This window comes from Agrobacterium sp. 16-172Ci, assembly GCF_053522725.1.
The window spans coordinates 39,495-63,738 of sequence record NZ_JBNWBW010000028.1; the positions used below are offsets into that span (position 1 = coordinate 39,495).

Sequence of the window (24,244 nt, forward strand, 5' to 3'; positions counted from 1 at the left end):
CAAGCCTGCAAAAGGAAACATCCATGGATATTACAAGACGTAAGACATTGCTTTTGAGTGCAGCGCTAACCGGGGCCATGCTGTTGCCCTCCCTGCCGGCTCTGGCGGCCGAAACGCCGAAAAAGGGCGGGATCGTCACCCTTGCAGGCCTTGGAGAGCCGACGACGCTGGTGCCGCTTTCCGATTCCAATACGCGCACCCGCGCCATTTCCACGAAAATCCTCGAAGGGCTGGTGCGGTTCGACAGCGAGTTCAAACCGCACCCGGTTCTGGCTGAAAGCTGGGAAACATCGGCCGACGGGCTGCGCCACACTTTCAAGCTGCGCAAGGGCGTCAAATGGCATGACGGCAAGGATTTCACGTCGCAGGACGTCAAATTTTCCCTGCTGGCCTTCAAGAAGGTCGGTCCACGCGGACGCATTACCTTCGCCAATGTTGCCGATATCGAAACGCCCGATCCGCTGACGGCCGTGGTGGTGCTTTCCAAACCCGCGCCGTATCTTTTGCGGGCGCTGACGGGCGGCGAAACGCCCATATTGCCAGCCCATGCCTATGCTTCAGAAAACTACAATGAAAGCCCGAACGGCAATGCGCCAATCGGCACAGGCCCCTTCGTGTTCGAGGAATGGAAACGCGGCAGCTACGTGAAGCTGAAGAAGAACCCGGATTATTGGCAGGCCGATCTACCTTACCTCGATGGTTTCGTGGCACGGTTCGTTGCCGATGCGGCGTCTACCACCATTTCCGTGGAGACGGGTGAGGCGGATTACACCGCCGATGTCTCCTACAGCGACCTTGAGCGCCTGCGGCAAAATCCGAAACTGGCAGTGGAGGTCTATACCGACGCTTATCTCAACAATGCGGCCGTGTTTGAGTTCAATCTGGAGAACCCAATTCTGGCGAAGAAGGAGGTGCGTCACGCGCTGGCCCATGCCATCGACCGCGATTTCATCAATGACGCCATCTTCTTCGGGACGGCGAAACCTGCTGGCTCAAACATCCCGGCAGTCTTCACCGCCTATAATGACGAAAAGCCCTTCACCTATGCCTTCGATCTCGCCAAGGCGAATGAGCTGCTGGACAAGGCCGGTTACCCAAAGGGCGCGGATGGCACCCGCTTTTCGCTGCGGCTCGCCTTTCTGCCGTCCGACGTCTTCCGTAAGACGTCCGAATATCTCCGCTCATCCTTCGGCAAACTCGGCGTGAAGGTGGATATCGTGGAGGGCGATCTCGCCACCTTCATCAAGCGCGTTTATACCGAGCGCGGTTTTGACCTGACGGTGAACGGCATCAGCCGGTTGTTCGATCCGACGGCGGGCGTGCAGCGCCTTTACTGGTCCGATGGCATCAAGAACCCCGCGCCTTATGTCAACGCCGCCCACTATAACAATCCCACCGTGGACAATCTTTTCCGGGCGGCCGCCATCGAGGTGGATGAAACGAAGCGAGCCGGGCAGTTCCATGAGATCCAGAAAGTCGTCGGCGATGACCTGCCGAATTTTTCCATCGTCGCCTTGCCGACCGTCATTCTGCGAAATACCAGCCTGAAATCGCTCGTGACGACCATCGACATAGCTTATGGCGATCTGGCGACGGCCTGGAAAGGCGAGTGAGCGTTTGTCAAAAAAGGCATCCAGGCTCCGTCACCCCGGACTGGATCCGGGGTCCAGCGCGATCAAGTCCTTGATCGCGAGAGACTCCTCTCACGGCGCAGACGCGATGCCGGGTCAAGCCCGGCATGACGGATGAAGGGTCTACGATCACCAACATTAACCCGGCAATTCTGCCGGGTTTTTTATTGCCGAAATCCGCCTTCCATCCTTTTTCCACCTTCGCGCGGCACGCCCGTTTCAGGGAAAAACTTTGCGCATGAAACAGGTCGGGCGAAACAGCGATGCCACCCGTCAAAATTTCGAAAAAATAAGTTTCGTCAATAATTTAGCGCAAAGCATTTCTTCGCCGCGAAGCAAGAATTGCTTTCTGGACCGACGCTTTGGCCGCCTGCACTGTGAGCTGGAAATCTCACCCTCACATGATGGATGCCATGGCCAAGGATACGCTTTTTTTGATCGCCCCCGGTTTTGAGGACTCAAAACACCCCGGTGTCCGCTTCGTCTGCCCCCATTGCAACCAGATCGAAGGCCTGCTTGCTGCCTTTCCGGACCTTGCCGCCGGGATCGATGTCCATCGCGTCGGTTTCCAGCGCCCGCGTGAGGCTGTCATCGCCGCCGTGGGAGAGGAAAACCAGTCGCTGCCGCTGTTCATCTTTGCCGGCGACGCACCCAGCGACGCTATGGCCAAGGGCGAGACGCATTTCATTCAGGACACCAAACGCATTTTGCAAATCCTCGCCGAGCGCCACGGGTTCCCGCAGCTGCACTGAGTTGCCGCGCCCGCATATCGGATTTTTTCGGAGACAGACATGACCATTTCCAGACGCCAGTTTCACAAAATTGCACTTGCCGCCGGCGCTTTCGTCGCGCTTCCAGGCGGTTCCTTTGCCGCTGCCGAAGAGCCGGTTTCGGGCGGCACGCTCAAGATTGTTTATTTTCCCGAGCCGACCCAGCTCGTGGCGATCAATACCAGTGCGGGCGGTCCGCAGTTTATCGGCTCGAAGATTTATGACGGGCTTTTGACCTATGATTACGAGCTTTCGCCCAAGCCGAGCCTCGCCAGGGAATGGAGCGTTTCGGCCGATGGGCTGGAATATGTCTTCCACCTGCAGCCCAAGGCGAAGTTTCACGATGGCAAACCGGTGACATCGGCAGACGTGGAATTTTCCATTCTGCGGCTGAAGGAAGCGCATCCGCGCGGCCGCGCTACTTTCTCGCATGTTGAAAGTGTCGATACCTCCGATCCGCTGGTCGCGAAAGTGAAGCTTTCCAAGCCGGCGCCGGGTCTGATCACCGCGCTTGCCTCGTCGGAATCGCCAATTGTGCCGAAGCACATTTTCGAGACCTTCAAGCCGACAGATAATCCGAAACCCGCCCAGATCATCGGCAGCGGTCCCTTCGTGCTGAAGGAATGGGTGCCGGGCAGTCATATCCTGCTGGAGAAAAATGCGGACTACTGGGATGCGCCGCGCCCCTATCTCGACCGCGTCATCATCCGCCTCATCAACGATGCGGGCGCACGCGCTGCGGCGCTGGAAACCGGGGAAGGCGACATCGGCCCCAACCCGGTGGCGCTTGCCGATCTGGAACGGCTGAAATCCATTCCGACGCTGAAGGTGGATGACCGCATCTATGCCTATGCCGGCCAGCAGAACCAGCTGGTGATCAACCTTGAGAACGAATATCTCAAGGAATTGAAGGTGAGGCAGGCCATTGCCCATGCTATCGATGTTCCGGCGCTCATCGATACCGTGCTTTACGGTTACGCCGTGCCATCGCCGACGCCGATCAGCCCCGGCCTTGCGAAGTTCCACAATCCGGATATCGGTTTCGCCAAGTTCGATGTCGCACAGGCTGAAAAGCTGCTGGATGAGGCCGGTTTCCCGCGCAAGGATGGCGGCAAGCGTTTCAAGCTTCGGGTTACCACCAACCCGTTCAACCCGCAGACCTATTCGGATTTCATCGCGCAGGCGCTGTCGAAGATCGGCATTGAGGCGGATATCCAGAAATTCGATTTCGGCACCTATGTGAAGGTGGTCTATACCGACCGCGCCTGGGATCTTTCGGTGGAATCCCTTTCCAATACCTTCGATCCGACAGCGGGCGTGCAGCGCGTCTACTGGAGCAAGAACTTCAAGATCGGCCTGCCATTCTCCAATGCCAGCAACTACGCCAATCCCGAAGTGGACCGGCTGCTGGAAGCAGCGGCGGTGGAGCCGGATATCGAAAAACGCGCCGCCTTCTTCAAGGAGTTTCAGGCCGTTATCGCCAAAGATCTTCCCGTCATCAATCTCGTCTCCCCCATCCAGCCGGTCGTCGGCAGCGTGCGCATCAAGGATTATGCGACAGGCGCAGAGGGGCTCAGCGGCAATCTCGCCAAGGCCTGGGTGACGAAGGAGGCGTGAGAGCCTCCCAACCCTTCGGTTCAGAGCGAATAAGAGGTCATTTCCATGAGCAGAAAATCCGAGAAGCTGGTTCTTAACGCGTTCATCTATCCGGGCGGACATCACGAGGCGGCTTGGCGGCATCCGGACTCTGAGCCGCATCGCGTCACCGATATAAAGCTCTATCAGGATATCGCCCGCAAGGCCGAGGCGGCCAAGCTGGATGCGATCTTCTTTGCCGATGCGCCGGTGCTGGATGCCAATATCCGCTATGCCGCCCGCCACCGGCTGGAGCCGATCACCATGCTTTCGGCGCTTGCCGCCGTCACGGAAAAGATCGGCTTCATCGCCACGGCGTCGACCACCTATTACGAGCCCTATAATCTTGCGCGGCTGTTCGCGTCCGTCGATCATATCAGCGGCGGCCGGGTGGGATGGAACATTGTGACGACTTCGGCGGATGCGGCTGCCGGCAATTTCAATCTCCAGAAGCATCCGCCGCATGCCGACCGTTACCGTCAGGCAATCGAGTTCGTGGATGTGGTGACGAAGCTCTGGGACAGCTGGGAAGATGATGCCATTGTTGCCGATAAGGAAAGCGGCCTTTTTGCCGATACAGACCGCATCCATCCGGCCAATCACGATGGCGAGTTCTATCGGGTGCGCGGCGCGCTCAACGTGCCGCGTTCACCGCAGGGCCGGCCGGTCTATGTGCAGGCCGGCTCCTCGGAGGAAGGGCGCGGTTTCGCCGCCCATTATGCCGAGGCAATCTTTACCGCGCATCAGACTCTGGAGAGTGCGCGGTCTTTTTATTCCGACATCAAGCGGCGCGTCGCGGCCACGGGGCGCAATCCCGCCCATGTGAAAATCCTGCCGGGCATCAGCCCCTTCATCGCGTCAACCGAAGAGGAGGCGCGCAGGCTCGAGGCCTCTTTCAACGATCTCATCCAGCCAGCCTTTTCGCTCGGGCAATTGCAGCGCATCACCGGCATCGATCTCTCATCGGCCGATCTCGACCAGCCTTTGCCGAAGGAGGCCGTGGAGGCGACACGGGCGCAGGCGGATAGCAGCCGCCATCAGCTGGTTCTCGATGTCATCGACCGGGAAAATCCGACGATCCGGCAATTGCTGCACCGGCTTGCTGGCGGACGTGGCCACAAGGTGATTTCCGGAACGCCGGAACAGGTGGCGGACTGGATAGAGACCTGGTTCCGCGAGGGCGCGGCCGACGGCTTCAATATCATGCCGCCATGGTTGAATGGCGGGTTTGACAACTTCGTCGACGAGGTCGTGCCGATCCTCAAACAGCGTGGGCTGTTCCGCGAAGATTATGAGGGCGATACGCTGCGCGATCACTATGGCCTGCCTCGGCCGGAAAATATCTTTGCGGCCAGAGAGTTGCAAAGGGAACGCGCCTGAGGTGGGACGGGCGTGTTCAGGCGGCGGCCTCGAGAGAGCGCATATCCTCGCGCAACAGGGCGAGTAGAGATGCAACCTCCGGCAGCCGCCGCCTGTCAGGACTGGTCAGCAGGTGATAACGGCTGGCGGTCGGCTGCGGTGCGCCAAAAGGAGCGATCAGCCGGCCGTTTTTCAGCTCTTCCGAAATCAGCGAATGGCGCACGAGGCCGATACCGTGGCCGGAGGAGATTGCCTCTATCAGCGCCGTCTGGCGTGAAAAACGTGGGCCGGTCACAGAGAGCCTGAGCGGAATGCGGCAGGCGCGAAGCCAGTTCGCCCATTCGAAGGCCGGGTCCAGGCCATTGCCACGCAACATCGCAAAACCGAGATCCCGCAAGCGCTCCGGTTCGTCTGCAAGCCTATGGCGTGCAGCGAATTCCGGGGTGCAGAGGGCGCTGACGGTATCGGCGAAAAGCGGCTCATGAGTGAAGCCCGGAATCTGCGCATGGGTGGCAACGATGGCGCAATCGGCGTCGAAATGGGGGAGGTCGATTGTTTCGCTCTCGAGGGATTCAATGGAAAGCTCCACGTCTCCGAGCGCCGGAACGATGCTGCCCAGCCGCGGCGCCAGCCAGCGGGCGGCAAAGCAACCTTCCGCCAGCACCTTCAGCTGCGGCCGGGCGTTTGAAACCATCAGGTCGGAAAGACTGCCGATCATGGTCTCGAAAGCATCGGCAAGGCCGGGATAAAGCGCACTGCCGGCATCCGTCAGCAGCAATTCACCGCGCTGGCGGCTGAAAAGCGGCTGGCCGAGATGGGTCTCGAGAATTCGCACCTGCTGTCCGATGGCAGCGGTCGAGACATGCAGTTCCTCCGCCGCCCGCGAAAAGCTTGCATGACGGGCGGCGACGACAAAGGCGCGCAAGGCGGTCAGCGGTGGCAGGCGGGAAAGTGTGGGCAGGCGAAGAGCTGCCCGGCTCGCGGCGGGAGCGATAAACTCCGGTCTCATTTCTGTTCCTCCTTTGCCGCCTGCATCTTCCGCATAGTCAGAACACCCGGCCTTCCCTGAGGTGGGTCGTGGTGCCGTTCAGGTAATAGTCACCGATTACCCGCGCCTTGTGGGCGAGCGGATTGTGATTGTAGACCGTGCGGATATTACGCCAGTGGCGGTCGAAATTCCGCTCGCTCGATGTCGCCGAGCCGCCGCCGAGTTCGTAAAGATTGGTGGCGACCGTCAGCGAAAGCTGCGATGCGATGATCTGGGTGCGGGCTGTGGCGAGCGAACCTTCCAGCAGGGCCGCCTCTATCGCCTCTTCGTCACCGCTCGCAAAGGCGGCGGCGGTGCGGTCGAGCGTTCTTGCCGCTTCGCGGATCAGCGTCTTCACGGCGAAAGCGCCGGCGCTGATTTCGCCGAGCATCTTCTGCACGAAGGGGTCCTGATTGGCGGTTTCGGCGCTGCTGTGGAGCGTGGTGCGCGCCTGGCGTAAAACATACTCCACACCGTCATTCAGCGCGCCCTGAACGGCGCCGGCGGCCGAGGCGGCGAGATGCAGCTGCCGCATGGCCGAGCTGTGGCGGCCGATCTGGCTGCCGAGCTTGCGGGTCGTCAGCTCATGCGGCAGTACCTCGACATTCTCCAGCAGAACACCGCCGCTCGCCGTCATGCGCTGGCCCATGCTGTCCCAGTCATCGAGGATGGTGATGCCAGAGCGATCGAGCGGAATGAGCACGCCGATCGGCTGCTCGTCATCGCCAATGGCGCTGAAGGTGCCGAAATCGGCAAAAGCTGTGCCGGTCGCATACCATTTGCGGCCGTTCAGCCGGTAGCGGTCACCATCGGCACTCAGCCGCGTGGTGATCTCGCCGGGCCGTTTGGTGCCCTGTTCAGTGCTGGCGCCCGCAAAGAGCTTGCCGGCAAGCACATGTTCGAGGTGCCGCCGGTCCTCCAGCTCGATGGGTGCAAGCGCAAGGTTTTCGGTGAAATTGAAATGGCTGCGAAGCGCATGCGGAATATTGCTGTCGGCTTCGCCGAGGATCATCAGCACTTCGATATAATCAGCAATCGAGCCGCCCGGTCCTCCCTTGGCTTCGGGAACGCGCAGCGTGCCGATCTTTGCCTCCTTGATAAGAGCGAAAATATCGAAGGGCAGTTCCCGCTGGCGCTCGCGGCGGGCGGCATCCCGGGCCGCGATAGCCGCAATGTCCTTTGCCCGGGCCAGAATCTCGTCACGGCTCGGTACGCCGGAATTGTCGGTGGTGGTCGTCTGTGGTTTCGGATTGGACATTGCGGTTTTCCCGTGAGCGGATGTGATAGCCTGCGGCACAATCGCGCCGCAGGCTTTTTTCGTCTGGACGATCAGGCGACCGCGCGCGGCTTGAGCGCCGGGCGGTGTGCGGGTTCGAGATTGCGCGGCACGCGGCCTTCGACGGGATGGCTTGGATCGTTGAAACCGGGTGTCGAGGGATGGCCTGTTGTCACGAGGCTGTCGACCAGTGCTTCATCTTCGGCATCGATTTTCACATCGAGGGCGCGGATATAGCCGTTCCAGTGCTCTTCGGTGCGCGGGCCGGTGATGGCGGCGGTGACGAACTTGTTGTTCAGCACCCAGGCGAGCGCGAAATCCGCCGCCGAAACACCCTTCGAAGCGGCATGGGCCGCGACCTTCTGGGCGATCTCGACCGATTCCGGACGCCATTCCGTTTCCAGAACACGCTTGTCGCCACGGCCGACGCGGGTATCGGCACCCGGCTGTTCGCCCGGCTGATATTTGCCGGTCAGTACGCCGCGTGCGAGCGGTGAATAGGACACGACGCCAAGGCCATAATGATTAGCCGCCGGCAGCTGCTCGGCTTCGGCCGTGCGGTTGACGATGTTGTAGAGCGGCTGGCTGGCAACCGGCCGGTCAATGCCAAGCTGATCGGCCAGATGCGAAATTTCAGCGATACGCCAGCCACGGAAATTCGAAACGCCGAAATAACGCAGCTTGCCGGCGCGGATGAGATCGGCGATGGCGCGCACCGGCTCTTCGAGCGGCGCATCAAAGACGGCGCGGTGGAAATAAAGGATGTCGATATAGTCAGTGTTGAGGCGGCGCAGCGAATTTTCGACGGTCTCGATCACCCATTTGCGAGAATGGCCGCCAAGGTTCGGGCCCTTGGTATGGGAATTGACGAATTTCGTCGCCAGAACCCAGTGATCGCGCGTGGACTTGATGCCGCGGCCAACGACCTCTTCCGACTTGCCGTCGTGATAGACGTCGGCGGTATCGATGAAGTTGATGCCCTGTTCGCGCGCCTTGTCTATGATGCGGAAGGCCACGTCATCCGGTGTCGGGCCTCCGAACATCATCGTGCCGAGGCTCAGCGGTGAAACTTTCAGCGCGCTGCGTCCGAGATAGCGATAGTCGACCATTATGGTTGCTCCTTTAAGTTATTGGGCATGGTGGCAGGCCACGGCGTGGTTCCTGCCGAAAAGGGTATAGTCAGGCGCTTTTTCGCGACAGAGATCGGTGGCGAGCGGGCAGCGTGTGTGAAACCGGCAGCCGGATGGCGGATCGTGCGGGCTCGGCAGATCGCCGGAAATCGGTGCCGCCTGCTTGCGGCGAGCGGGATCGGGAACGGCAGCGAGAAGCGCGCGAGTATAAGGATGCTTCGGAGAAGCCCAGAGTTCCGATGTCGACGCGCTTTCGACGATCTTGCCGAGATACATGACCAGCACGCGGTCGGAGAAATAACGCACCACGGAAAGGTCGTGGGACACGAAGAGATAGGAGAGCGAAAGCCGCTTCTTCATCTCCACCAGAAGATTGAGGATTTGCGCCTGTATCGAAAGATCGAGTGCCGAAACCGGCTCGTCGCAGACCACCAGTTCCGGTTCCAGAACCAGCGCGCGGGCAATGCCGATGCGCTGGCGCTGGCCACCGGAGAATTCATGCGGATAACGGTCGAGCGAATCCGCCGGCAGGCCCACCTGCGCGACGATGGCTTCAACGATCTCCCGCTGGCGCACCCGGTCTCCTATGCCATGTACCTTCAACGGCCCGGTAAGGATGGTGCGCACCGTCTGGCGCGGATTGAGCGAGGCAAAGGGATCCTGAAAGATCATCTGGATGCGGCGGCGAATGCCGCGCAATTCGGACGATGTCATTGCCGTGACATCCACACCCTTGAAGGTGATCCTGCCGGACGACGGTTCGACCAGTCGCATCAGCGATTTGCCGAGCGAGGATTTGCCGCAGCCGGATTCGCCGACCAGGGCCACGGTTTCACCCGCCTCGATATCGAGCGAGACGTCATCGACGGCGCGCACGGTGCCGCGTCCGCCCGTATAGTGGGTGGAAAGACTATGCACTGACAAGAGCGTCATCGGATACCTTCTGGGATGTGGTGGCAACGAAGGGGCAGGCGGCGTAGCGGCCGTCCGAAATTTCCCTCAGCGGTGGTACATATTGCCCGCAGAAGCCGCGGGCGCTCGGACAGCGCGGACGGAAGGCGCAACCGCGTTCCCCCGTGGCGGAAACGATGGAGCCCGGAATCTCGATGAGCGGCCCGTCGCGATAATGCTGACCGTCTTCCGCCCTCGGTGAGGCCGCGAGCAGGCCGCGCGTATAGGGATGGTAGGGGTTGGAGAAAACCGGTTCCGGCAAACCCTCTTCCACCTTGCGGCCGGCATACATGACCATCACCCGGTCCGCCCATTGCGCCACGATGCCGAGATCGTGGGTGATGAGGATGACCGCCATGTTGAGATCGCGGCGCAGATTGTCGAGCAGTTGCAGGATTTGCGCCTGTATCGTCACGTCGAGCGCTGTCGTCGCCTCGTCGGCGACCAGGAGTTTCGGATTGCAGGCAACGCCGATGGCGATCATCACACGTTGGCGCATGCCGCCGGAAAGCTGGTGCGGATAATCGTCCACCCTGCGGCGGGCGTCTGGAATATTGACCAGTTCCAGAAGCTCGATGGCGCGTTTGCGGGCCTGATGCCGGTCGATCTTTTCATGGATGCGCAGCACCTCGATGATCTGTTCGCCGACCGTCAGGACCGGGTTCAGCGAGGTCATCGGCTCCTGAAAGATCATGCCAATATCCCGGCCGCGAATGCCGCGCCATTGCCGCTCGGAAAGCGGCAGCAGGTCGCGACCCTCAAGCAGCACCCGGCCGCCGGTCTTGGCGTGGGAGGGTAAGAGGCCGATGAGGCCGAGCGCGGTCAGGGATTTGCCGGAGCCGCTTTCGCCGACGATGGCCAGCATTTCGCCGGGGCTGACATCGAAACTGACGCCTTTGACCGGCTGGGCGGAGCCGAAGCTGACGGAGAGATCATGGACTTCGATCAGTTTGCTCATCGGCGTTCCTCCGAAAAACGGGGGTTGAGCGCATCGTTGAGGCCATCGCTGATGAGGTTTAGCGAAATGACGGTGAAGACGATGGCGAGGCCGGGAAGGGCGGTCAGATACCAGGCGGTGCGGATGACATCGCGACCGGAACCGATCATCGATCCCCAGGAAACCCGGTTCGGATCGCCAAGGCCCATGAAGGAAAGCGCCGCTTCCATGAGGATCGCGCCTGCCACCATGACGGATGAGGTGACGATGATCGGTGGCAGCGCATTGGGCAGGATTTCCTGAAAAACGATGCGGGCATGGCCATAACCCAGGCTGCGGGCGGCAAGCACATAATCCTTCTCGCGGATGGCGCGGAATTCCGCACGGGTAAGACGTGCAACGAGCGGCCAGGTGATGATGCCGATGGCCGACGTGACCGTGGTGACCGAAGGCTGGGCGATGGCGACGAGCACCACCAGCAGCACGAAATTCGGCAGGGTCTGGAAGATTTCGATGAGCTTGACGAGGATATCATCAATCGAGCCACCGAAATAACCGGCGAAAGCGCCAACCGCGATGCCGATCGTGAGCCCGATCAGCGTTGCCACCACGCCGACGGTGAGCGAGATGCGCGCGCCATGCACGATGCCGGCCAGAACATCCCGGCCCATGGAATCGGTGCCGAGCGGATAGGCGGCATTCTGGCCGGGCCACAGGAACGGGCGCGCCACCATCTCCAGGGGATCACCGGGATAGATCAAGGGGGCGATCAGTGCGGTGACGATGACGGTTGCGAGAAACAGCAGCCCGACGATGGCGTTTGGATTGGTGAGGAAGATTTTCAGTTCCCGCCGCAGGCCGCGCCGTGGCACGGAGACGGAGCGGGCCGAAAGCGCATCCGGCGCATGGATATAGGGCCAGGCTTTTTCTTCCGGCTTTTTCGGTTTGGGATTGTTGTCTTCGGCGCCGAGTTCGGCTGCGCCGAGGACAGCGGTGGTCTGAGATGAATTCATCGGCTTTCTCCGATGCGGGGGTCAAGCCATGCCTGCAACAGGTCCACGGCAGCATTAACGATGATGACGACGAGGGAGGAGAGAAGCAGAATGCCGAGCAGCACGCTGAAATCCCGCGCCATGACGGCTTCGAAAGCAAGGCGGCCAAGGCCCGGCCAGCTGAAGACGGTTTCAACCACGACCGCGCCGCCCAGTAGGCCGCCGATATGCATGCCGGCCATGGTGGTGATGGGGATGAGCGCGTTGCGCAGGATATGGCGCGTCGTGAGGCGGAGCGGAGAGACGCCCTTGGCACGCGCCGTGCGCACATAGTCCTGGGATCTCACTTCCAGCATCGCTGCGCGGGTAAGGCGGGCATAGATGGCCAGAAAATAGAGGGCCAGCGAAAGGGCGGGGAGAACGATATAACGCAGCCTGTCCAGCAGGGCGTCGAGACCGGTGAGGCTGCTGCCGATGGTGCTGTCGCCGCCGGAGGGAAGCCAGCCGAGCTTCACTGAGAAGGTCAGGATAAGCATCAGGCCGATCCAGAAACCCGGCACGGAATAAAAGATCAGCGAACCGATGGAAATGATCCGGTCCGGCAGCTTGCCGGAGAAAAGCGCCATGATGGAGCCGAGAAACACACCGACAAAAATCGCAATGCCGAGTGCTGCGCCCATCAGCGCAAGCGTGCCGGGCAGGCGCTGGCCGATAAGGTCTGCCACAGGCATGCCGTATCGCGGCGAAAAACCAAGGCTGAACTGGGCCAGATTGCCGAGATAGTTCATCAGCTGATGCAGAACCGGCAGATCAAGCCCGAAGCGGGAGCGGATTTCCGCCATGGTCTCGACGGTTGCCGAACCCGCTTCCGCTGCCAGCACATCGGCGGCATCACCGGGTGCTAGCTGCAATAGGAAGAAGTTCAGGATGACGATACCGAGGACCGTCGGGACGGCCTGAATGGCCACCCTTTTTGCCTGCGATAAAATCCGTTTCGAATTCGACATCGGCTCCAGTCCGTAAGCGTGGAAATATGAAATCGGCCCCTGAAGGCGCTGGTATTAGTTGACTAATTTTATGGAATTTGTCAAAGAGTAATAGAATTATTTTCTGAAAATTACGGAAATATGCGTCATAAAGAAAAGATAATTCCTATTTATGAGAATGGTTGGTTCTTCATGCCAAGCTCGCTCTCGTCTGCGGAACAAACTTCTTCCTAAGCGCGGCCATTCAGTTTGCCGGTTTTTCGCCGGTTCAATCAAGGAGAGGGTATCGCATGACTATTTTCAACCAGACGACGCGGCGTGGATTTCTGCTGGCGTCCGTGGCGCTTGGCGTGGTGTCGCTGCCGGGGCTGAAGCTCAACGCGGCGGAGCCGGCAAGCGGTGGCACAGCCACCCTGCTCATCTCATCGGAGCCGCCGGTGCTGACGACGATCGCACACACAGCCTATAATTCCGTCTATATATCGCCCAAGGTCACCGAAGGTCTGCTGACCTATGATTTCGACCTCAATCCCAAGCCGCTGCTGGCCAAATCATGGAATGTGAGCGCGGATGGTCTGCGTTACACCTTCAATCTGAGGCCCGGCGTGAAATGGCATGACGGCAAGCCATTCACCTCCGCTGACGTGGCGTTCTCCATCAATACCATCAAGGAAGTGCATCCGCGCGGCCGCAATACATTCCTGAACCTCACTGCTGTCGAGACGCCGGACGAGCTGACGGCGGTTCTGGTTCTTTCCAAACCCGCGCCCTATCTGATAACCGCGCTTGCCGCCGCCGAAACGCCCATCGTGCCGAAACATCTTTATGAGGGTACGAAGGTGACCGAAAATCCGGTCAATCTCGCGCCTATCGGCACGGGTCCGTTCAAGTTCAAGGAGTGGGTGCGGGGCAGTCATATCGTTTTTGAGCGCAATGCCGACTATTGGGATGCGCCGCGCCCCTATCTCGACAAGCTGATTATTCGCTTCATTCCTGATGCTTCGGCTCGCGCGATTGCCATCGAAACCGGTGAAATCGATCTCGCGCCCAGCACGCCGGTCGCCTATAGCGATCTGGACCGGCTGAAAGAGCTGCCGAGCCTCGGCTTCGAGACCAACGGCTATCAATATACCAATTCGATCAGCCGCGTGGAATTCAACCTCGAAAAGGACGTGTTCAAGGATGTCCGCGTCCGCCGCGCCTTCGCGCATGTCATTGACCGTAACGTCATCTTCAACACGGTCAATTTCGGTTATGGCGCGACGATCACCGGGCCGATCAATCCGAAGCTGACGAAATGGTTCGTGGACGATCTGAAGACCTATCCGATCGATCTGAAGGCGGCGGAAGCGCTGCTGGATGAGGCCGGATACAAGCGCGGTGCGGATGGCATCCGTTTCAAGCTCAATCTGGACTATGTGCCGAGCACCGAGGCCTATCCGCGCGGTGCGGACTATATTCGTCAGGCGCTGGCGAAGGTCGGCGTGGAGGTGACGGTGCGGACGCAGGATTTCGCCACCTATACCAAACGCATCTACACGGATCGCGATTTCGATTTTGCCTATGAGGGCATGAGCAATCTCTTCGATCCGACTGTCGGCGTGCAGCGGCTCTACTGGTCGAAGAACTTCAAGAAGGGCGTGCCCTTCTCCAATGGAGCGGCTTACAGCAATCCGAAGGTGGATGCGCTTCTCGAAGCCGCCGCCATCGAGATCGATCCGGACAAGCGCGTCGCGCAATGGAAGGAAATCCAGCAGATTCTCGTAGAGGACGTGCCGGCCATCGACATTGTCGCAGCTCCGGAGATCACCATCTACAACAAGCGCATTGCCGATCACACCATCGGCGCGGAAGGCGTGGCGGGAAGCCTCGCCTTCGCGCATATCGCCGCATCCTGATCGTCTCGCCAGACCCGGCTCGCCCCTTGCGGCGGGCCGGGACCTTTCCCTTTCATCGAGGCCAAAGCCATGAGCACGACACTTTCTGAAATCTGGTACACACGCTGCCCGGTGCCCACACCGGTGGGGCTGGCGGCACAGCTCGGTTATCTCGAGCAGACCTTCGAGGAGGTCGGTATAGCGTTGAAATCCATCATCGATTCGCCTGACCGTTCCGTCCGGCAGAGCCATTTCAACCACACGCTGGAATGGTCCTTCCGCCATGGCGGCAATGTGCCTCCCATCCGCGCCCGTTCGGAGGGGCGCAATACGCGTCTCATCGGGGTGACGTGGACGGATGAGTTTCAGGCAATCATCACCCTGCCGGAAACCGGTATCCGCTCGCTTGCCGATCTCGTTGGCCGCCGTTTCGGCGTGCCGCGCAGACCGGAAGGCATTGTCGATTTCATGCGCGCGACGGCGCTGAAGGGCATCGTATCGGCGCTTTCGCTGGAAGGGCTGAAGATAGAGGATGTCGAACTCAAGGACATCGTCATCAAGGATTCGGTGCTGGCCTCGCAGGAAGGGCCGTCGTTGTTCGGCCTGAAGCGTCGGCAATCCTTCGGTGAGGAGATCATCGCGCTGTTGCGGGGTGAGGTCGATGCGATTTTTGTCAAGGGAACGGCTGGCATTGCCGCCGCGAACCTGATCGGTGCGGTGCAAGTGGCGGAGTTCGGTTTTCATCCCGATCCTAAGATACGCATCAATTCCGGTTCGCCACGGGTGCTGACGGTTGACGGGCGGCTTGCCGATGAGCGCCCCGATCTGGTGCAGCGGCTGGTTGACGCCATCGGCCGGGCCTCGCTATGGGCGGAACAGCACCCGGAGGAAACGCGTCGTTTCATCGCGCGCGAGGCCGGCGCGACGGAGGAACAGGTTCTGGCCGCCAATGGCGCTGAGGTTCACCGCCATCTCGGTCTCGGCCTCGATGCCGATCTTGTCGGCGCCGTCGGCCATTACAAGGACTTCCTGCATCAATGGGGCTTCCTTGAAAACGACTTCGATCTGGGCGACTGGATCGACGACCGTTTCGTCACGGCAAATGAAAGGGCGGTGGCATGAGCGTTGCACTTTCCGCCGTTGCGACCGCACCGGCGCAGCGGCCAGATCCCGTCGCCGTTGCAACCGCGCTGGCCGCGGATTTCAGCCTGACCGCTGCGGACCACGACAAAAGCGGCGAATTCGCCGCCGGTAATTTCGAGGCGCTTTTCAAGTCCGGCCTGCTGGGTCTCGTCACGGCTGAAAAGGATGGCGGGTGGGGCGAGGGCATGGAGACGGCACATGCCGTCATTACGGCCATTGCCAAAGGCGATCCGTCGACCGCTCTCATCCTCGCCATGCACTATAGTGTTCATGCCGCGATCCGGCGCGGCAAGTGGCCGGCAGCACTTGCTGCAAAGGTACTGGCCGCCAATAGCAGGGAACCGGCGCTCTTGAACAATGCGCAGGCGGAGCCGGGTGTGGGTTCGCCCGCCCATGGCGGCCTGCCGGAAACGACGGCGCGGATCGAGGGCGATTTCTGGGTGGTCAATGGCCGCAAGAGCTTCGTCACCGGCCTGCCGGGTCTGAAATGGGCGATCGTGCTTGCCGTGACGATGGAAGAGACGCCGCGCCTCATCCAGCTTCTTGTTCCTCTCGATGCGGTTGGCATCGCCCAGGAAAAAGCATGGGAGGCGACCGGCATGTACGCCACAGCCAGCCATGATCTGGTGCTGGAAGACGTGAAGGTGCCGCTTGCCGATATCGTCGCCGAGCAGCCGGCGGATGAGCCACTGCGGCGCGATGAAGCGGACGGGTATAATTTCTTCGTTCTGCTGGCCTCCGTCTATCACGGTGTCGCGCTTTCGGCGCGGGACGATTTGTTGCGCCATCTGAATGGCCATGTTCCGGCAAGCCTTGGCGCACCGCTGTCCTCCATCCCCCGCATTCAGGAAGGTCTCGGCCAGATCGAAGTGCTGCTGGCGGCGAACCGACGCCTCCTTCTCTCCGTCGCCCGCGATGTCGATGCGGGGGAGAGGGTGGGAACCGATGCACTGGCCGTTCGTCATTTGGTTATCGACAATGCCGTGGGGGTGACTGATCTGGCGCTGGAGCTTGGCGGCAATCGCGGCCTGCGCCGGGATTACGACCTTGAGCGCCATCACCGCGACGCCATAACGGCAAGGGCGCATGCGCCGCAGAGCCATATGATCCGAACGATTCTCGGTCGTCAGAGCATCAAGGCGGCGGGCGGCTGAAAGCAAAAGGGCGGCCCTGTCCGAGGTGGGCCGCCCATTTTCAGGTTACGCCCATCAATCCCGCAGCAGCGGCAGCAATCTCTCGCCCTGCCGCTCGATTTCCTTGAGATAGGGCGTGTCGGAAAGCACGAAATGGCTGATGCCCAGCGCGCGGTATTTGCGCAGTGACGCCGCGACATCTTCCGCCGAGCCGACAAGCCATGTGGTTCCCGCCCCGCCGCCGCCGAATTTGCCCGGCGCGGTATAGAGATTGTCGTCCAGCACGTCGCTCTGACGGTGCAAATCCAGCAGGCGGCGCTGGCCGACCGCCACGGCCTGAAGATGGTCGTTCCAGCGTACGCCATTGTTTGCGGCCATCTCGGCAACTTTCGCTTCCGCATCGCGCCATGCCTCGGCCGTGGTTTTTCGCACCAGCGTGGTGATCCGCAGGCCGAATTGCAGCGGCGGGAGATCGCGGCCGAGCTTTTCGCTGAAGTGCCTCAGCCGCTCGATCCTTTCGCGCACGCCGGCGAGCGGTTCTCCCCAGAAAAGCTGCACATCGGCCTCGGTTGCGGCCACCTCCTCGGCTGCTTCGGAAGCGCCGCCGAAATAGAGTTTGGGATGCGGCCGGCCCTCGCGCGTGGAGATGCGCGGCGAAACCGTGGAGTTCGCCACCCGGAAATGATCGCCATTAAAAGTGACGTTTTCTTCGGTCCAGAGCCGCCGCACCAGCCGCATGAATTCTTTCGTGCGGGCATAACGCTGCGCCTGATCGCCTTCTTCATCGCCATAGGCGGCAAGCTCATCCCTGCCGGAAACGATGTTGATCCGAACTCGACCGCCGGAAAGCTGGTCGAGCGTGGCGGCGGCCGATGCGAGGTTGGCCGGCTTCCAGTAGCCGGGACGGATGGCGATCAGCGGCTCGAATGTGGTGGTGCGCGCCGCAAGCGCCGCCGCCACTGTAAATGTATCCGGACGTCCCCAGCCGGTGCCGATCAGCGCGCCTTTCCAGCCATGGGTTTCAAGCGCTTTGGCATGGCTCGTCAATGTATCGAGACTATTGTGGTTTTCGCTGACGGCGTCGCCCCGGTGGCCTGGTTTGACGTCATTGGGGATGTACCAGAGAAATTCGCTCGCGCTGCTCACATTAACCGCCTGAATTTTCGTTTTATCTTGCAGTGGAATGGCGCTGCTGACGTTTGGCCTTCACCGCTTGGGCCTACGGGAGGCGCAATCCTCCGCAGCTGCGAGAATGGCAAAGCGGCGGCGGCCCGGCGAAGCAGCGATGTTTCTTTTGTCATGCGGCGGAGGAAAAGCTTTCCGTCTGGAAAGACTATATTGCATATATTTTCTATATAAAAAATTTGAGGAAATGATTCCCTCTGGACGAAATTATTTCCGACCTGGAGAACGCATTTTCTGCATGATCTAAATTGGATGGATCGATTTTCCGCGAGGCTTCGAAAGGTGAGCAAGGCAATAGTCGACGGAAATCGCGAAATTCACCATGCTTGCGGCATACCGCCCACAACCCATGGAGCAGGCATGTGTACCACCTTGATTGTCCCTGGCCTGAATGGTTCGGATGAAGGACATTGGCAGCGGCACTGGTTGCTGGATGATCCCGACTCGCGGCTGGTCGATCAGGACAATTGGCAATGCCCGGTTCTCGCGGACTGGCTCGATCGTCTCGAGGCCGCGCTGGCGACAGTCGAAAGCGCTTATATCGTCGCCCACAGCCTCGGTTGCCTGCTGGTGGCGAATATGGCGTCTCGTCTCTCGGCCGCCAAGATAAAGGGCGCGCTTCTGGTCGCACCCGCCCATCTCGACCGCGTCGAGGCGATGCATCCCTGTATCGTCCGGTTCGGCGCGTTTCCGCAGCAACCGCTTGCTTTCCCCAGCCTAGTCGTGGGCAGCATGAACGATCCCTACATGGATGCCGAAGAGCTTGCGCGCAGTGCGAGCCTTTGGGGGAGCGATCTCATCAATCTCGGCGCCGTCGGACATATCAATATTGCCAGCGGCTACGGACGATGGCCTGAGGGTTATGCTCTTTTCGAGCGGTTGAAGGCAGATGGCGCATCGACAAAGGCGGTGGCCGGATCGAGATTGCGTAGATTGATTGCCCTGGGCGAAGCACATTTTTGAGGAAATGACTGATCGTTCGGTTCCGTGCCCGATTACTGGTAGCCGGAAACGGATTTTTTCCCGCCGCCGCAACCTTAGTCCACATTTGCCGGCGATCCTCCAATTATAGAATAGTAATTTTATGGAAAATATTGACGATTTAGGACGGTCGCCTGAGGATAGGGGGAGTTGAGCAAAGGAGGCGCACATGCCACAGGGACTTCATGCGTTTACTTTCGATCTGTTCGGCTTGACCCGGCGTCAGCCGAGGGAAGAGGGACAGGTCAGCCTTCATCCCCTGGATCATTCCGGACGCATCAGGCAGGAGAAAAGCGATCTCGAACTCGAACGGGAAGAGATCTGCGAAATGAACTTTGCGATGCTCGGCCTTTATCCGGTCTTCTGACTACCATCAGCGAGGGTTCCTTTTCCCTTTGCAGCGCGGTTCATCCGGGAGAGAAACTCTCCTCGCCGGATGGAAATTGGAACAAAATTTCTTAAACGCGCCGGGGAATTGGCTACCCTTTTATCATCAAGCGCATTGCCCAAGGGCAGATTGCAAAGGACCTGCCGATGAGCACATCCGATAAACCACTCGATTTTCTATGGTTCATACCTACCTCAGGCGATGGCAGCTATCTCGGCTCGGATGATCTTTCGCGTCCTGCCGATCCCGGCTATTTCCGGGAAATAGCCCAGGCTGCCGATCGGCTCGGTTATTCAGGCGTGCTCATCCCCACCGGTGTCGCCTGTGAAGAATCCTTCATCCTTGCGGCCAATCTCGCTGCCTATACCGAGAAGCTGAAATTCCTCGTCGCCATCCGTCCGGGCGTCGCTTCGCCCGCCTATTATGCGCGGCTTGCTTCGACGCTCGATCGCGTTTCCCATGGCCGGCTGCTTCTCAACATCGTGGTTGGCGGCAGCGCGCAGGAATTGGCCGGTGACGGCATCTTCCTGCCGCATGACGAGCGTTACGACCACGCCGATGAGTTCTTCCAGGTGTTCAATTCGCTGATCGAAACCGGCAAGGGAAGCCTCGACGGCAAATATATCAAGGCGGTGGACGCGAAACTCGGGCTGCCGCCGGTGCAGGAACCGCGCCCGCCGCTTTATTTTGGCGGCTCTTCCGATGCCGGCATCGAGTTTTCCGCCGGTATCACCGACAAATATCTCACCTGGGGCGAACCGCCGGCGCAGGTGGCGGAAAAAATCGCCAAGGTGCGCGCCGCCGCCGCCAAAAAGGGGCGCAAGGTTACCTTCGGCATCCGTCTGCATTTCATCGTTCGTGAAACCGACGAGGAAGCATGGGCAGATGCAGAGCGGTTGATCTCGAAGCTCTCCGACGAAACCATCGCATCCGCTCAGGAAGTCTTCTCCAGGGCTTCGGATTCCGTCGGGCAGGCGAGAATGCAGGCGCTGCACAATGGCCGGCGCGACCGGCTGGAAGTCTCTCCGAATTTGTGGGCGGGCATCGGTCTCGTCCGTTCGGGTGCGGGCACGGCGCTGGTCGGTTCGCCGAAGACGGTAGCGGCGCGGCTCAGGGAATATCAGGCGCTAGGCATCGATACCGTCATCGCCTCGGGGTATCCGCATCTGGAGGAAGCCTATCGGCTATCCGAACTGCTGTTTCCGGAAATCGGCCTTGGCGGGCCTCGCAACCAGATACGATCTTCTTTCGGCGCGAAACAGGTTTTCGGTGGCGGCGGTCATGGCGGCAACGTCAAGCTGGTGTCCGGATCCTGATCCTTCGAGGGGAGGCGACCTGTGCCTCCCACCTTTTCGGCAGATAACCTTGCAGTGGGAATAAATCGGACGGCGGCACATAAAACATTATTTCTATAGAATATTATCATTATGGAAAACGATGTCTATTTCATCCCCCGCTGCCGCTGCTAGCTATTGAACAATTCAGCTGTTTTCAGGAGCAACCCGATGACATTGCAATATGCGGCCAAGGATCAACAATTCATCAACCTCCGCGACCCGGTCGCCGGCAGGGCGGCGGATGCCGACAGCCTCAAGGCGGCGCTGAGAACGCTGGGCGGCGGTGTCAGCGTGATTACGGCGGGTGAGGGCGACGAGCGAACGGGCGCGACCGTGACCTCGGCCACCGCTTTGTCGGTCGATCCGCCGCGCATTCTGGTGGCGCTCAACCGATCCTCATCCACATGGCCGGTGGTGCAGCGTTTCGGTCATCTTGCCGTCAACATCGTCGGGGCGAACCATCAGTTCGTCGCCAATCAGTTTGCCGGCATCGGCGGCCTGAAGGGCCCGGACCGGTATCGCGGTGCGGAATGGACACGGCTGTCGAGCGGTGCGCCCATTCTCGAAGACGCTGTTGCCGCGATCGATTGCACCATTGAAGAGACGATCGAACGGCACAGCCACGTCATCGTCATCGGCAAGGTTGAGGCGATCCGCATCGGCTCCGGCCATTCGCTGCTCTATCAAAACGGGCGTTATCATTCTCTGGACTGAGCGCCGGTCGTTCGGCGCTTTCACTTTGTCATTCTTTGAGGGAGTTGAGCATGGGATCCGTCACGCCTCTCGGCGAAAGACTTCGTTTCGTTCCTCCACGCCTCGGCGCGGATATCGATGTGCTGACCGTTGCCCGCACGATCGCCGAAAACTGCGCCGTTGAAAGTCCCGGGCAAATCCATGCGCGGATCGCCCGTTCCGGTCTTCTTGCTCTTTCCGTTCCAACGGAACTGGGCGGAACGGACATCACCAACGATGTTCTCTCGCAGGCGCTCGCCATCATTTCCGCAGCCGATGCGGCGGTGGCGCATGATCTCGTTGAACATTTCACCGCGCTTGAATTCATCAGGAATGCCGGCAGCGAAGACCAGCGCAAGGCGCTCTTCGCCCGTCTCGATCTTGGCGAGACCTTCGCACTGGCAATATCTGCCGCGGATCTGGATCAGGCCGTTACGGTGACGGAAGACGACTACGCCCTGCGGCTTCCCGATGACGTTGCGGGCTCGGTGAGGGGCGACGCGGACTGGATTGTCGTGCCGGCCGTCAACACGGCCGGGCAGCCTTTGCTCGTTGTTCTGCGCAACCGCCCCAATACGTCATGGGAAGGTCTGTTACGCGCGGATCAGGTGGTGTTTCTGGCTCAGGGCGCGGGAAATCTGGCCGTTTCCGTTTCCACCCTTTTGAAAGCCGCCGTGGCTCTGGGGCAGAAGCAGCGTGAACTTTCGGCGCTGCTGATCGACAGGCTGGCCGGCGATGGCGCGGCGCGACCCGTGATAGGCGAAATATTTCTCGCCATCGAACTCCTGAAGGCGCAAATATCCAGCCTTGCGGCCAATATCGATGCGGCCCAGGTGGGAGCGGAAAACGTCACCTTTCGTTCGGTTCGCAACAATGCCATCACGCTTGAAATCCTGATGGCGCGCCTCGGCCTTGTCGAAGGCGTCAGTGAAGCCGGGCTGATCGCGTCGCTGGACGACGATCTGCGCGGGCAATAGGCGAAGCTCGAATGAAGGGCCGTGCGGAATCCTATTCGCCGGCCGGAATGGAACGGGCGTTCTGCCCGTCCTTGGCCACGAATTGTGCGAGTGTCATGTTGTCCAGAATGGTTGCGATGGCGTCACGCACGTCCGTCATCGAAACCCTGACCTGACAGGTCTCCGGATCATCACAGTCGTCACAGGCTTCAAAAGCCGTGCGGCTTGCACAGCGAATGGGGGCCAGAGGTCCGTCCAGCGTGCGGATGACCTGCCCGATCATGATTTCCGATGGCATTTTCGACAGCGAATAACCGCCATTCGGGCCTTTCTTGGAGCGCAGAATGCCGCTATTGCGCAGCTCCAGAAGAATAGTATCCAGGAATTTTTTCGGGATATTGTTGCGGGTTGCAATTTCGGTCACGAAGGCGGTCTCGCCCTGGGGCAACCGCGCCAGATCGACAAGAGCCTTTAATCCGTATTTGCCTTTTTTGGTCAACATCGCATGATCCGAAAAGAGAGTCGGCGCGTTTTTGCAGCGCCGAGCCATATTATTCCTAACTTACTAAGTAGTTTTTAGCGAATTCCGGCGCAAGCCCGTTTCGTCCGGGTTTGGCGTTGAAAGCGGCCTGTTGCAGCCTTTTGGCGCCATTCCTTCGGCTCTATCGATGGCTTTGCAAGGGCTGGCTTCCGAAAACATCACTGAAAACAATATTTTCTCTGATCGCGCTGCAACGTGGAACGATCATCCTTTATTAGAATATAAAATCGGTAGACAAAGTATGCATCAAAGACACGCGAGGTGATGATGTATACGCTCAGTTTGCTTGACAAGAGCCCGGTTCCAACGGGTGAGGACGCGGCGAGTGCATTCCGCGACACGATCAATCTTGCCAGGCGCGCCGAAGAGCTGGGTTACCGCCGTTTCTGGGTGGCCGAACATCACAATTCGCCGGAGCTTGCCGGTTCCGCACCGGAAGCGCTGGTGGCGTGGATATTGGCGAAAACCTCCCACATCCGCGTCGGCTCGGGCGGCGTCATGCTGCAACACTATAGCCCTTACAAGGTCGCCGAGGTTTTCAACGTCCTGTCGTCGCTTGCGCCCGGCCGGGTCGATCTCGGCATCGGCAAGACACCGGGCGGGTTGCCGCTGGCGACGTCGGCCTTGCAGCAGGCCTATGATCCTGCCCGTAAACCGGATTTCGAAACGGCCGTCAGTGAACTCACCACGTTTTTGTCCGGCGCCGCGCCGCAGGACCACGCACAGGCCGGACTGCGGGCAACACCTGCGCCGCCGGTCGCTGCGGAAAGATTTCTGCTCGGCGCCAGCCCGGAAAGCGCAAGGCTTGCGGCTTCAAGGGGGTGGAATTTCGTCTTTGCCGGCCATCTCAATGGCGATGCGGAGGTTCTTCGCCGCAGCCTCTCGGCTTTTCGGGAAGAAAGCGGCGGAAGCGCTCCGATCCTTGCTTTGTCGGCTTTTGCGGCCAGCGACCCCGCCCATGCCGCGAGACAGGTGGAAGGTCAGCGCATCTACCGGGTATTCCTCAGCGACGGCAGGGCGTTCAACCTCGGCCGCCGAGAACAGGCGGAGGAATTCGCCCGCCAGTCCGGCGATACCGATTACCGCATCGAAGAGCGCAAGCCCAACGTCCTGCATGGCGGGCCGGAGGATATTCACAAGGCGCTTCGTGCGCTTTCCGAAGAGCACGGCATCGAGGAATTCATCATCGAGCCGCCGCATGTCGGTGCCGATCAGCGGCTTGCCTCGATAGAACTGCTTGCCACGCATCGCCTTTCCCGGGCGGCGTAATTTTCTCT

Annotated in this window: 22 protein-coding genes; 13 read left to right on the top strand and 9 right to left on the bottom strand. The window is 60.0% G+C overall.

Annotated features, from left to right (window positions below; genetic code table 11):
- Positions 1-23: 23 nt before the first annotated feature.
- From ACQZ40_RS21200 to ACQZ40_RS21215, 4 genes are all read left to right on the top strand, one after another.
- Positions 24-1,613, top strand: a complete 1,590-nt coding sequence (locus tag ACQZ40_RS21200) for an ABC transporter substrate-binding protein (RefSeq protein ID WP_448748613.1) — start codon at positions 24-26, stop codon at positions 1,611-1,613.
- A 419-nt stretch (positions 1,614-2,032) separates the two neighbouring features.
- Positions 2,033-2,383 (top strand): DUF3088 domain-containing protein, encoded by a 351-nt coding sequence (locus tag ACQZ40_RS21205; RefSeq protein WP_448748614.1) that lies wholly within the window; start codon positions 2,033-2,035, stop codon positions 2,381-2,383.
- Positions 2,384-2,422: 39 nt separating this feature from the next.
- Entirely contained in the window at positions 2,423-4,018 is a 1,596-nt protein-coding gene (locus ACQZ40_RS21210; RefSeq protein ID WP_271045666.1) for an ABC transporter substrate-binding protein, read from the top strand.
- A 45-nt stretch (positions 4,019-4,063) separates the two neighbouring features.
- The gene (locus ACQZ40_RS21215; RefSeq protein WP_271045667.1) at positions 4,064-5,416 is read left to right on the top strand and encodes an LLM class flavin-dependent oxidoreductase; all 1,353 of its coding nucleotides are present in this window, start codon (positions 4,064-4,066) and stop codon (positions 5,414-5,416) included.
- Positions 5,417-5,432: 16 nt separating this feature from the next.
- Here ACQZ40_RS21215 and ACQZ40_RS21220 read toward each other — a convergent pair whose 3' ends face one another.
- The 7 genes from ACQZ40_RS21220 to ACQZ40_RS21250 all read right to left on the bottom strand — a co-directional run bounded on the left by ACQZ40_RS21220 (position 5,433) and on the right by ACQZ40_RS21250 (position 12,715).
- The gene (locus tag ACQZ40_RS21220) at positions 5,433-6,404 is read right to left on the bottom strand and encodes a LysR substrate-binding domain-containing protein (protein WP_448748615.1); all 972 of its coding nucleotides are present in this window, start codon (positions 6,402-6,404) and stop codon (positions 5,433-5,435) included.
- A 37-nt stretch (positions 6,405-6,441) separates the two neighbouring features.
- Positions 6,442-7,680 carry an acyl-CoA dehydrogenase family protein gene (locus tag ACQZ40_RS21225; RefSeq protein ID WP_448748616.1) on the bottom strand — a complete coding sequence of 413 codons (1,239 nt, stop codon included), beginning with the start codon at positions 7,678-7,680 and terminating at the stop codon, positions 6,442-6,444.
- 71 nt (positions 7,681-7,751) lie between these two features.
- Positions 7,752-8,807, bottom strand: coding sequence for an aldo/keto reductase (locus ACQZ40_RS21230; RefSeq protein ID WP_448748617.1), 1,056 nt, complete (start codon positions 8,805-8,807; stop codon positions 7,752-7,754).
- A gap of 18 nt (positions 8,808-8,825) precedes the next feature.
- A complete protein-coding gene (locus ACQZ40_RS21235) occupies positions 8,826-9,761 on the bottom strand; it encodes an ABC transporter ATP-binding protein (RefSeq protein ID WP_080857359.1) in 936 nt (311 codons plus the stop codon).
- Positions 9,739-10,737, bottom strand: coding sequence for an ABC transporter ATP-binding protein (locus ACQZ40_RS21240; RefSeq protein WP_080857358.1), 999 nt, complete (start codon positions 10,735-10,737; stop codon positions 9,739-9,741). The genes ACQZ40_RS21235 and ACQZ40_RS21240 overlap by 23 nt, the downstream gene beginning before the upstream one ends.
- On the bottom strand, positions 10,734-11,729 hold the full coding sequence (locus ACQZ40_RS21245) for an ABC transporter permease (protein WP_448748618.1): 996 nt from the start codon (positions 11,727-11,729) through the stop codon (positions 10,734-10,736). Before ACQZ40_RS21245 ends, ACQZ40_RS21240 begins: the two co-directional genes overlap by 4 nt.
- Positions 11,726-12,715 (bottom strand): ABC transporter permease, encoded by a 990-nt coding sequence (locus tag ACQZ40_RS21250; protein ID WP_338809537.1) that lies wholly within the window; start codon positions 12,713-12,715, stop codon positions 11,726-11,728. Before ACQZ40_RS21250 ends, ACQZ40_RS21245 begins: the two co-directional genes overlap by 4 nt.
- A gap of 269 nt (positions 12,716-12,984) precedes the next feature.
- Here ACQZ40_RS21250 and ACQZ40_RS21255 point away from each other — a divergent pair, with 269 nt between their 5' ends.
- The 3 genes from ACQZ40_RS21255 to ACQZ40_RS21265 all read left to right on the top strand — a co-directional run bounded on the left by ACQZ40_RS21255 (position 12,985) and on the right by ACQZ40_RS21265 (position 16,868).
- Positions 12,985-14,592 (top strand): ABC transporter substrate-binding protein, encoded by a 1,608-nt coding sequence (locus ACQZ40_RS21255; protein WP_448748619.1) that lies wholly within the window; start codon positions 12,985-12,987, stop codon positions 14,590-14,592.
- 69 nt (positions 14,593-14,661) lie between these two features.
- Positions 14,662-15,693: an ABC transporter substrate-binding protein gene (locus ACQZ40_RS21260; protein WP_078053477.1), complete on the top strand. Its 1,032-nt coding sequence runs from the start codon at positions 14,662-14,664 to the stop codon at positions 15,691-15,693.
- Positions 15,690-16,868: an acyl-CoA dehydrogenase family protein gene (locus tag ACQZ40_RS21265; protein WP_448748620.1), complete on the top strand. Its 1,179-nt coding sequence runs from the start codon at positions 15,690-15,692 to the stop codon at positions 16,866-16,868. Before ACQZ40_RS21260 ends, ACQZ40_RS21265 begins: the two co-directional genes overlap by 4 nt.
- A 54-nt stretch (positions 16,869-16,922) precedes the next feature.
- On the opposite strand, the gene ACQZ40_RS21270 is transcribed toward ACQZ40_RS21265, so the two are convergent.
- Positions 16,923-17,993 carry an LLM class flavin-dependent oxidoreductase gene (locus ACQZ40_RS21270; protein ID WP_080857355.1) on the bottom strand — a complete coding sequence of 357 codons (1,071 nt, stop codon included), beginning with the start codon at positions 17,991-17,993 and terminating at the stop codon, positions 16,923-16,925.
- A gap of 399 nt (positions 17,994-18,392) precedes the next feature.
- Here ACQZ40_RS21270 and ACQZ40_RS21275 point away from each other — a divergent pair, with 399 nt between their 5' ends.
- From ACQZ40_RS21275 to ACQZ40_RS21295, 5 genes are all read left to right on the top strand, one after another.
- Positions 18,393-18,995, top strand: a complete 603-nt coding sequence (locus ACQZ40_RS21275) for an alpha/beta hydrolase (RefSeq protein WP_080857354.1) — start codon at positions 18,393-18,395, stop codon at positions 18,993-18,995.
- 187 nt (positions 18,996-19,182) lie between these two features.
- Positions 19,183-19,380, top strand: coding sequence for a hypothetical protein (locus ACQZ40_RS21280; RefSeq protein WP_080857353.1), 198 nt, complete (start codon positions 19,183-19,185; stop codon positions 19,378-19,380).
- Between the two features lie 167 nt (positions 19,381-19,547).
- Positions 19,548-20,717 (top strand): FMNH2-dependent alkanesulfonate monooxygenase, encoded by a 1,170-nt coding sequence (ssuD, locus tag ACQZ40_RS21285; protein ID WP_020808882.1) that lies wholly within the window; start codon positions 19,548-19,550, stop codon positions 20,715-20,717.
- Between the two features lie 189 nt (positions 20,718-20,906).
- Positions 20,907-21,452 carry a flavin reductase family protein gene (locus tag ACQZ40_RS21290; protein ID WP_149741745.1) on the top strand — a complete coding sequence of 182 codons (546 nt, stop codon included), beginning with the start codon at positions 20,907-20,909 and terminating at the stop codon, positions 21,450-21,452.
- 50 nt (positions 21,453-21,502) lie between these two features.
- Positions 21,503-22,447: an acyl-CoA dehydrogenase family protein gene (locus ACQZ40_RS21295; protein WP_174039953.1), complete on the top strand. Its 945-nt coding sequence runs from the start codon at positions 21,503-21,505 to the stop codon at positions 22,445-22,447.
- A 31-nt stretch (positions 22,448-22,478) separates the two neighbouring features.
- Here ACQZ40_RS21295 and ACQZ40_RS21300 read toward each other — a convergent pair whose 3' ends face one another.
- A complete protein-coding gene (locus ACQZ40_RS21300) occupies positions 22,479-22,928 on the bottom strand; it encodes an RrF2 family transcriptional regulator (RefSeq protein WP_059753414.1) in 450 nt (149 codons plus the stop codon).
- A gap of 303 nt (positions 22,929-23,231) precedes the next feature.
- Here ACQZ40_RS21300 and ACQZ40_RS21305 point away from each other — a divergent pair, with 303 nt between their 5' ends.
- Positions 23,232-24,236: an LLM class flavin-dependent oxidoreductase gene (locus ACQZ40_RS21305; protein ID WP_448748621.1), complete on the top strand. Its 1,005-nt coding sequence runs from the start codon at positions 23,232-23,234 to the stop codon at positions 24,234-24,236.
- Positions 24,237-24,244: the final 8 nt, after the last annotated feature.

Excerpts from the sequence above, each read along its gene's own strand:
- ACQZ40_RS21235 (WP_080857359.1), bottom strand. The coding sequence starts at position 9,761 with ATGACGCTCTTGTCAGTGCATAGTCTTTCCACCCACTATACGGGCGGA.
- ACQZ40_RS21230 (WP_448748617.1), bottom strand. The coding sequence starts at position 8,807 with ATGGTCGACTATCGCTATCTCGGACGCAGCGCGCTGAAAGTTTCACCG.
- ACQZ40_RS21275 (WP_080857354.1), top strand. The coding sequence starts at position 18,393 with ATGTGTACCACCTTGATTGTCCCTGGCCTGAATGGTTCGGATGAAGGA.
- ACQZ40_RS21240 (WP_080857358.1), bottom strand. The coding sequence starts at position 10,737 with ATGAGCAAACTGATCGAAGTCCATGATCTCTCCGTCAGCTTCGGCTCC.
- ACQZ40_RS21260 (WP_078053477.1), top strand. The coding sequence starts at position 14,662 with ATGAGCACGACACTTTCTGAAATCTGGTACACACGCTGCCCGGTGCCC.
- ACQZ40_RS21200 (WP_448748613.1), top strand. The coding sequence starts at position 24 with ATGGATATTACAAGACGTAAGACATTGCTTTTGAGTGCAGCGCTAACC.
- ACQZ40_RS21305 (WP_448748621.1), top strand. The coding sequence starts at position 23,232 with ATGATGTATACGCTCAGTTTGCTTGACAAGAGCCCGGTTCCAACGGGT.
- ACQZ40_RS21215 (WP_271045667.1), top strand. The coding sequence starts at position 4,064 with ATGAGCAGAAAATCCGAGAAGCTGGTTCTTAACGCGTTCATCTATCCG.
- ACQZ40_RS21300 (WP_059753414.1), bottom strand. The coding sequence starts at position 22,928 with ATGTTGACCAAAAAAGGCAAATACGGATTAAAGGCTCTTGTCGATCTG.
- ssuD (WP_020808882.1), top strand. The coding sequence starts at position 19,548 with ATGAGCACATCCGATAAACCACTCGATTTTCTATGGTTCATACCTACC.
- ACQZ40_RS21290 (WP_149741745.1), top strand. The coding sequence starts at position 20,907 with ATGACATTGCAATATGCGGCCAAGGATCAACAATTCATCAACCTCCGC.
- ACQZ40_RS21265 (WP_448748620.1), top strand. The coding sequence starts at position 15,690 with ATGAGCGTTGCACTTTCCGCCGTTGCGACCGCACCGGCGCAGCGGCCA.
- ACQZ40_RS21255 (WP_448748619.1), top strand. The coding sequence starts at position 12,985 with ATGACTATTTTCAACCAGACGACGCGGCGTGGATTTCTGCTGGCGTCC.
- ACQZ40_RS21280 (WP_080857353.1), top strand. The coding sequence starts at position 19,183 with ATGCCACAGGGACTTCATGCGTTTACTTTCGATCTGTTCGGCTTGACC.
- ACQZ40_RS21205 (WP_448748614.1), top strand. The coding sequence starts at position 2,033 with ATGATGGATGCCATGGCCAAGGATACGCTTTTTTTGATCGCCCCCGGT.
- ACQZ40_RS21220 (WP_448748615.1), bottom strand. The coding sequence starts at position 6,404 with ATGAGACCGGAGTTTATCGCTCCCGCCGCGAGCCGGGCAGCTCTTCGC.
- ACQZ40_RS21210 (WP_271045666.1), top strand. The coding sequence starts at position 2,423 with ATGACCATTTCCAGACGCCAGTTTCACAAAATTGCACTTGCCGCCGGC.
- ACQZ40_RS21295 (WP_174039953.1), top strand. The coding sequence starts at position 21,503 with ATGGGATCCGTCACGCCTCTCGGCGAAAGACTTCGTTTCGTTCCTCCA.
- ACQZ40_RS21245 (WP_448748618.1), bottom strand. The coding sequence starts at position 11,729 with ATGAATTCATCTCAGACCACCGCTGTCCTCGGCGCAGCCGAACTCGGC.
- ACQZ40_RS21250 (WP_338809537.1), bottom strand. The coding sequence starts at position 12,715 with ATGTCGAATTCGAAACGGATTTTATCGCAGGCAAAAAGGGTGGCCATT.
- ACQZ40_RS21225 (WP_448748616.1), bottom strand. The coding sequence starts at position 7,680 with ATGTCCAATCCGAAACCACAGACGACCACCACCGACAATTCCGGCGTA.